General features: G+C 35.3%; 4 protein-coding genes. All 4 read right to left on the bottom strand.

Annotation, left to right across the window (positions count from 1 at the left end):
* Positions 1–314 precede the first annotated feature (314 nt).
* The 4 genes from MWU65_RS17145 to MWU65_RS17130 all read right to left on the bottom strand — a co-directional run bounded on the left by MWU65_RS17145 (position 315) and on the right by MWU65_RS17130 (position 6,736).
* On the bottom strand, positions 315–2,738 hold the full coding sequence (locus MWU65_RS17145) for a hypothetical protein (RefSeq protein ID WP_247079907.1): 2,424 nt from the start codon (positions 2,736–2,738) through the stop codon (positions 315–317).
* A 133-nt stretch (positions 2,739–2,871) separates the two neighbouring features.
* A complete protein-coding gene (locus tag MWU65_RS17140; RefSeq protein WP_247079906.1) occupies positions 2,872–3,966 on the bottom strand; it encodes a hypothetical protein in 1,095 nt (364 codons plus the stop codon).
* Between the two features lie 1,033 nt (positions 3,967–4,999).
* A complete protein-coding gene (locus MWU65_RS17135; protein WP_247079905.1) occupies positions 5,000–5,830 on the bottom strand; it encodes a flagellar motor protein MotB in 831 nt (276 codons plus the stop codon).
* A gap of 150 nt (positions 5,831–5,980) precedes the next feature.
* The gene (locus tag MWU65_RS17130; RefSeq protein ID WP_247079904.1) at positions 5,981–6,736 is read right to left on the bottom strand and encodes a DUF6250 domain-containing protein; all 756 of its coding nucleotides are present in this window, start codon (positions 6,734–6,736) and stop codon (positions 5,981–5,983) included.
* Positions 6,737–7,752: the final 1,016 nt, after the last annotated feature.

Genomic DNA, 7,752 nt, shown 5'->3' with positions numbered 1-7,752 from the left:
AGAAGTTAGCGATTATTTAGAAACCGAAAGAGAAGTTTAGCTTTGGTTTTGTCAGTCTAGATTTTTTGTTTCTTTTTCATCAATGGAAAAAGAAAAGAGAGGCCCTTTTAGTTTCAAGATGTTCTCGATACACTATCATATTCTTCGATAGCACTCGAACTGACATCTGTGTGCTGTTCGCGTCCTATTCAGGGATAAAAAGATTCAAGAGTGAAAAGAGATTCGGGAGTCAGGAATCAGGAGTCAAGACCATTTCCCATCAACGATCAACCGTCAACCAACAACTATCACCTGCCAACCAATACCACAGCATGTTATCTTTCTATAGAATAGGCGGCATTAACTACCACCGGAATACCCGTAACCGTTATGCCCTCTAATAGTACATTTACGTCCGTACTAACTTCACTATTATAGAACGAAAATTGATTGTTTCCTGTTTCGTTAGGATGAACATACGGATTCCAATACAAGGTATTTCTAATGTCCGGTTCACTGTCTTTACTAGCTAAATTATCTTCATAATTAGGCGCATAAAAAACCCTTGCATTGTAAAATCCTTGAATTTCTTCAGAGATCGTAAATGCTGCGGTACGCACCTGGTTTTGTATTGTTCCTTCCTTCGTGTAAATTAAAATTACTCCATTACCACCCCTTGTACCATAGACAACAGTTCCTGCAGAAGTAATTCCTTCAATTCTATCTACATCATCTGTACTAATGCCATCTAATCCTGCAGCATCCATTTCAACCCCGTCTAATAAAATAAGTGCAGGGCCTGAAAATCTATTAAAGCCTATGGATTGTCCGGAGACTATAACTCCAGGTAATGAAAATTGGATGAGGTGCTGCATAGATGAAAACCGATTAGTCTTTTCATCCATCACTTTTACATAATCTGCCCTCCCAATAGAAGCCGGCTTCTGCTCCACTTTATTTGCTGTTACAATAACCTCGTCCAACATATTTTTACTAGGCACATTAAACAATATGTTCTTTTTAAAAATTTCTTCTTTAAATATCTGTAGCCGCTCCTTGTTAAAGGAAGCTCCGATTGAGGGACTGAAATCTACAGGTATAGGCTCTCTATAGATATCGTATAGAATGAGTTTGCCCTTGTTTTTCCCTTTGTCATTCTGAGTATTTAAGAGTAGCGAGGCCTCACCTAAAAATGAAATATCATCAAACCGATATCCTCCATTGGCATCTGTAACGGTATTGGTCATGATTAACTTTCCGTTATTGGTTAATGCCATACTTACGGTATAAAGTCGTTTTGCTGTTCCTCCAATACCATCATGAACTCTTCCACTCACTGAAATTATTTTTTCAGTTTTATAGGAGTTGCCTTCTTTTAATTCTGAACCCTTCTTCCATAGAAAATCGCGCCAACCCTGAGTAAGCAGTAATAAATCTAAATCTTGTTTTCTTGAAGGGTTATTTACATCAAAATAATGCCCTGGGTTGTGTACTTTTCCCTTAATATCGGCTTCCATTAGAAAATAGGAGCTAATATTCATCGTATTGGCTGTATGCGCTTTTGACTCCAAAGCACTTACAGAAAAACTCGCTAATAGTGGTTTCCCATCATTGGTATTGGCATCAACAGAAACGGTTACTTTTTCCTTGGGTAGGTATTGTTTTTTATCGGTTACTACTGTAACGGTAAAATCCTTTTCATTTTCTATATAAACCAACCGTTCACTTTGGGGCTTCCTATCACCATCATAGAGGGTAACTTGTGCAATCCCTTCAGGAAAACTATTGGGTGGTAATATAAAGGCTGATAATTTACTACGTAGTATTTCTGTCCCTTCAAAATAAGAAACCCCTCGTACAGAAGCCTCTAAAGTCAGTGGTTTTTCTGGGTTTTTATCGAGGGTTTGCTGATTGGTTTTAATGGTAATTATTTTTTTCTCTTTATTGTTTGTGGCACTCAAAACATAGCCATATTCCAGTGCTTGGGGTAGAATTACTGTTGATTTTTCGTCTGTAACCGTAGTAATTGCAGCACTATAAGTTTCACCTTTTTGAGGTGTAATTACAAATGCCCCCATACCATCATGCTTGCTTTTAAAGATTGCAACTGCCGTACCATCAGCAGCAAACACTTCGCCCTTAACCGCTATAGGATAGCCGTAGCGATCTATTGCCTTAAAAGCCACCAAGCTAGAAACGTCTTCTAGTAAAGAACCGCCTTCTGGGAAAAACTGAATGTCTATAGCAGTGTCTTGATTGTTCTTTTTCCCCTTTTCTAACTCGTCTCCATTTGTAGGTTCCGATGCTGTAGCGGTATAATTATCACTTATGATATCTATCTCTTTTTTAAAAATAAAAGCATCCCCAAAGTTACGTGACCAATTGGTATAAGCTCTTAGTTGATACCTACCTGGTTTTACGCCTAGGGAATCTACCAAAATAAAATCGCCATGACCTAGCCCACTATCTAGCCTTGTAATATTCCGCTGTATTATTTTAGATTCTGGCGATAAGAGTTCTACATATAATAACTTACTTCGGTCTAAAAGCACATTGGTTTGGGCAGCTACGGAATAGGCTTTATACCAAAGATTTTCTCCTACAACGTAGTTGGACCTATCGGTATGCAGGTATACTTTTTCTGCCAGGGCAGCTGATTGTAAGTCGACGGATTGCCCGTGTGAAATGGAAATTGCAGCAAGCCCTATTATAAAACAAGCGAGGACTTGTGTTTTTAATCTTTTTGATGGCGTAAACATAAATAGTAATGGTTTTTGATTGGTGCTACTCTTGAGCTTAATACCTAAGTAAGACGCTAAAAGAGGGTGAAGGTTTAACCTTAAACCTGTTGTAAAAATTAAGTTGAGGAATTTGGCTATAAAACTTGATTTTCTAAAAGCCTGTAATTTCTTTTATTTTGTTGAAAAATGCCTTTTTTCGGTCTGAGTTAATACTCCAATCTACCGGTACACTTTGAAATCCAGATTCAAAACCTTCCCCTTTAAACCTATAATCAAAATACCCCCATGAAGCATAAGATTCTACAGAAGAACGAAGGTTGTAGGATTCTTTATCAAAATCAAAATGATCATCTTCATTAAAAAGAATCGGTTTTGTGGTATACCCTTTATCATCTCTTACTCTTTTAACCAAATCGGCTATTCTCTTTGGGTCTTTTAAACCATTGCCATGTAACAAAACAAAATCTGAATTTTCAATTACGCTTGTTGTTGGAAGCTTGCCTCCCGAAAAACTTGTACTCACCAATAACTTGCCTTCACTCAATTTTTGAACTCTTTTAATCAGTTCAGACACACGATTTGGCTGTAATATATCATGATCATATCTGATATTACATTCGTTATTAATCTCCACAATTATATTGCGATACTTCTTTTTAAGAATCCAATTGGTGATATTATCAACGGCATTTAAAACTGCCTTTTCATCTTTTAAGTGCTCATCTTGCCCAAAATAAAAATATCCAAGGATCACCACCATACCGAGCTTATCCGCTTTGTTTACTATTTTTTCCAATCTTTTAATATAGGCCGGTTTTAGATTTCCCAGATTATCAAAGGCCGTATTAATCCATCCGTGGTTGCCATAACCCAAGGGACTTCCGCCTTGAAGGTTTAGGGTAAATGCTAAGAGTCCATGCGATTTCCAATCAGACATTGCCTTCACAAATTCTGTTGTATTTCTATCAGCATCCCAAGTGTTGGTATCTGGGTATTTAAAATTAGTTCGGGTATCGGGGTTGCTATCATCAAAAATACCTTGTACCATTCTTGAATTAAAAAGAAGTCCTTCAATCTTATTTCCTTCCCAAGATTTGCCTTTATACGTAATCTCATCATTGATATAGAACTGCTCCCCTTGTATTGATACCGTTGTTTTTGGTTTTTTTGAATCAAACGAGATCAGTTGAAAAGTGAGGATTAGGATTCCAAAAACAACTCCAATTTTAAAAACTAAATTTTTCATGCAAGATTTTTATATGTGAATTTCAAGTGTTAAGATATTAATTTTTAGGAACTTCCTGTTTTATGATTTGTTTTAACTGGTTCAACCTACCTTCTACTTTACAACCTAGAAAAGAAAAACAATGTTATGCCTAAAATACAATAGGTATACCCCAAATAAAAATTCTTTTCGGATGAACTGCATATATGGCGCTTGAATTGCATTTATTTAGAAAATTCTGTATGATTCTCTACATATGGTCTGGGGTTCGTCGAATTTATAATTCAACAAGTGTACCCTGAGCATTACTGAGAAGCGAATACCATTCGTTTCGAAGGTAGCTAACGGAGTTAGTTGAAGGGCTTAGCAGAACTATCGAAAATTTTTAGTTTTAAATAGTTCTCGATACAATTTTTTCGTGCCTCAAAATCACTCGAACTGACATCTCTGTGCTATCAGCGTACTATACAAAGATTAAAAGATCTAAGAGTGAAAAACGAAAATTGAAAAGCCAGTTTCCTGTTGACAGTGGCAATAATGTTTCTAGGTTAAAGGTGAACTTACATCTTCATAGATAACAAAAACGACAAACAAAAACTAAGCGTAAAACTTGAACTGAGGTTTCGTTAAAAATAATCCGTCTTGTGATGAATTCAAATGGAATTTGAAGAAGTTAGCGATTATTTAGAAACCAAAGGAGAAGTTTAGCTGTGGTTTTGTCAGTCTAGATTTTTTGTTTCTTTTTCATCAATGGAAAAAGAAAGAGAACCAAGAGCCAGGAGGCAAGAATCAGCTTTCCAAAGCTAGACCTTCCTCGCAAAGAAGCAAGCGGTTACTATGTAGTAATTCGCTTATGCTCTAATCATACAATCCCGGGTATTCGGGAGTTTCAGCATCTCACCTTCTGAGATGTTTATGTGAGACCCTGAAATGAATTCAGGGTGACGGTAATTGAAAAATTAAGGTTTAATTGAAAATTGTCCACAAAAAAAGCGGGAAACCGATAAAGGTAATCCCGCTCTAACTAATTATAGTTAATGGAACGTGTGTATACTTATTCGTTAGAAGCCATCAACGCAAAGAACTTATCAATATTTGGTAAGATTACAATACGTGTTCTTCTATTTTTTGCTCTGTCTTCTTTAGTTTCGTTAGACGCTAAAGGTTGGTAGCTACTTCTTCCAGAAGCAATTAATTTCTCTGGAGAAACATTATATTTAGACTGTAGTTTCCGTACAATTGAAGTTGCTCTAAGCACACTTAAATCCCAGTTATCTGAAACCTTAGGAGTGTTGATAGATCTTGCATCTGTATGCCCTTCTACCATCACTTCAATACTTGGTTCCGAGTTAATGATATCTGCTAATTTTTGTAAAATACCATCTGCCTTACTACTTACATTGTAACTAGCAGTGTTAAACAATAACTTATCAGAAATAGAAATCATAACAACCGTATCCTCAATATCTATTGCAATATCTTCGTCTTCGTTAAGACTGTTGTCGCCAATAGCCTTGTTTAGGTTATACGAAAGCGCAAGATTCATAGAATCTTTTAGCGTCTTTGCATTGGCTAAATCAACTGCATTTACTTTACTTAAAGTTTCACGCATTTTTGATTTTTGGTTGTTAGAAATAACAACACCATCTGCAGAAATTAACTTTGCATCATTATCTTCTGTTAAGGTGTTAATTTTAGAATTATAGTCGGCAACTCTTGCTTCTATTTTTGCAAATTTAGCTTCTAATTCTTCTTTTTCTACAGCCGTTTTAGTCAGTTGACTTTTAGTAATTCCGTGCTCTTGTTGTAGTTGTACATATTTCTTTTTAGAAACACAAGATGCCAATACAGTTACTGCAGCTAATGTTAAAATTGTTTTTTTCATAATATAGATTTAGTTCTGCAATAGATACGAGCAGATGCTGAAAATAGATTTTATGAACGGCAATGTTTTATGTTATGTGCTGATTTTGTGAATATTAAAATCGACTTTTTTAGGGTATTAGGATTAAAAAAAGTAGTGAAAATTATCAAATTAATTGTTTTTCTTGATTTGATACACCTTAAAATTATCAATAGTCATGTGGTTTTTAACGGTTCTAAATCCGAAATACCCAGATGTATAGGGTATAGCATCCTGAAAATCTACAAATAAGTCATTATCCCTGTAATATTGAATAACTCCGTTATGTGCTACAATTTTAATATGATAGGTTTTATTTAGTGTCAACATATATTTAGCATCTGATAAGTTGTGTTCTGCAAGTAATGGCCTTTCACCAGTGCCAACGTATCTTCTAAAACGGGTAGTTTTATTGTTGTTCCCGCCTACGCCCATATAATACAATTGCAATGCATCGTAATTAGAAAATTTACCTCCTCGAGAGGCCGAATTAGCAAACAAATTTTCTGGATTTTCAGGGTCTGTTGCCATCCAAAAACAATTAAGGTCGGACACCCTATCATGGGTTCCTCCATTTTGAATTAAAAAAACATCATATTCTATAACAATAGACCCTTCCAATTTCTTATCTAACCAAACCGTACAACCTGAAACATCGTTTATTTCTAATTTTCCATTTTTTATGGATGTAGTTCCATTTGGCATTTGCTCTATCTTCCAGTTCGCTAATCCGGCATCAAAATCATCTCTAAAAATTAAAGTACTTGCATAGATTTCCCCTTTAATTTCAATGCTTTTGTTAAAGCTTTTACAAGAATAAAATAACCATACGGTTAGCATAACCACTATGACTCTACTTGTATTTATATGCTGTTTATTTCGCTTCATTACTGCTCTAATATAAGCCCCTTATTTTATTAATCCCTTACTTATTTGCACTTTTTTAGCAATGGAAAAGAAAAGAGATTCAAGAGTGAAAAGACAGTTTCCAGTTGGCAGTGGCAGTATTGTTTCTAGGTTAAAGGTGAACTTACATCTTCTTAGATGACAAAAACGACCTACAAAAACAAAGCGTAAAACTTGAATTGAGGATTCGTTAAAATAATCCGTCTTGTGATGCATTCAAATGCAATTTGAAGAAGTTAGCGATTATTTAGAATCCGAAAGATAAGTTTAGCTGTGCTTTTGTCAGTCTAGATTTTTTGTTTCTTTTTCATCGATGGAAAAAGAAAAGAGAAGACCTTTTCGTTTCAATAGTTTCTCGATACATTTTTTATTCCATTCTATTCCATAAAAAATACTCGAACTGATCGCTTTAGGTTACATCAAATTTTATGTCAAAAATTATCAGGCCTAAAAACCATCAACAATCAACCGACAACCAACAACTTTCAAGAAGCAGATTGCCACGGTTGTACCTCCATCGCAAAGAGATATCCTTCTAAAAATAAGCAATTAACCCTATTCTCTTGCTATGCTTCTCTCCTTGTAACACATCCTCATTATCGCAAATATATGGGACCCTGAAATAAATTCAGGGTGACGTAAAACTTAATGTAAACCTTGCCTCCGTTTTCGTAGTAAAGGATAAAAAAACAACCTACAAAAACTAAGCGTAAAACTTGAATTACCATTTCGTTAATAATAATCCGGTTTATCAAATGCAAAAAGAAAAAAGACCCAAGAGTGAAAAGTCAGTTTCCAGTTGGCAGTGGCAGTATTGCTTCTAGGTTAAAGGTGAACTTACATCTTCTTAGATGACAAAAACGACATACAAAAACTAAGCGTAAAACTTGAAGTGAGGATTCATTAAAAATAATCCGTCTTGTGATGAATTCAAATGGAATTTGAAGAAGTTAGCGATTATTTAGAATCCGAAAGAGAAGTTTAGCATTGGTTTTGTC

The sequence above is a fragment of the Cellulophaga sp. F20128 genome (assembly GCF_023015805.1).
GTDB lineage: Bacteria > Bacteroidota > Bacteroidia > Flavobacteriales > Flavobacteriaceae > Cellulophaga.
This window is presented reverse-complemented; position numbering and strand designations above follow the sequence as displayed.

Excerpts from the sequence above, each read along its gene's own strand:
- MWU65_RS17145 (WP_247079907.1), bottom strand. The coding sequence starts at position 2,738 with ATGTTTACGCCATCAAAAAGATTAAAAACACAAGTCCTCGCTTGTTTT.
- MWU65_RS17140 (WP_247079906.1), bottom strand. The coding sequence starts at position 3,966 with ATGAAAAATTTAGTTTTTAAAATTGGAGTTGTTTTTGGAATCCTAATC.
- MWU65_RS17135 (WP_247079905.1), bottom strand. The coding sequence starts at position 5,830 with ATGAAAAAAACAATTTTAACATTAGCTGCAGTAACTGTATTGGCATCT.
- MWU65_RS17130 (WP_247079904.1), bottom strand. The coding sequence starts at position 6,736 with ATGAAGCGAAATAAACAGCATATAAATACAAGTAGAGTCATAGTGGTT.